The sequence below is a fragment of the Sphaerisporangium sp. NPDC088356 genome, from assembly GCF_040685555.1.
GTDB lineage: Bacteria > Actinomycetota > Actinomycetes > Streptosporangiales > Streptosporangiaceae > Sphaerisporangium.
The window spans coordinates 1-554 of record NZ_JBFBIK010000118.1 but is presented as its reverse complement, the minus strand read 5'-3'; the positions used below and the strand labels follow the sequence as shown (position 1 = coordinate 554).

Below are 554 nucleotides of genomic sequence, written 5' to 3'. Positions count from 1 at the left end.
CTCGGATCACCGGGATCACCCGGACTATCGGGACCACGGGGGCCAGCCGGACCACTGGGACCTAGATGAACCGCACCCGCGTGACCGAAGCCCTGATGACCCGAGCCCTAGCCCGTATCAGCGGGGTTTGTACGACGTGAGCTGGCATGACGTGGCCTCGCATCACCGGGACATGCACGGGGTCAGCCCGCGTCATCAGCCCGCGGATGGGCTGGATCTGGGTGACCAGAGCACGGGTGGTTCCAGTTCCAGTGCCGGTTCTGGTTCTGGTGCGGTTGCGGGGGCCGAAGGTGAGCTTGGTCCCTCTGCGGGTACCGGCGACGTGGGGGATACCGCTGAACAGGCCGCCTATCAGGCCGGATGTCAGGTTGGTGATCGTTCGGGTGACCATCTCGGCGACCCGGCGGATGGGCGGGGTGGTGCCCGGCTGGGTGGGCCTGGTGGTGCCCGGGCGGGTGAGCCGGAGGGTGCCCAGCCCAGTGAGCCGGGGGAGCCGGAGGGTGCCCGGGCGGGTGAGCCGGGAGGTGCCCGGCCGAGTGAGCCGAGCGAGTCGG

At 70.0% G+C, this 554-nt stretch carries 1 protein-coding gene; it reads right to left on the bottom strand.

Annotated elements, in window-relative coordinates:
• Positions 1–61: 61 nt before the first annotated feature.
• A partial coding sequence (locus tag AB0O34_RS30200) for a hypothetical protein (protein ID WP_363921172.1) occupies positions 62–554 on the bottom strand: 493 nt, incomplete at its 5' end.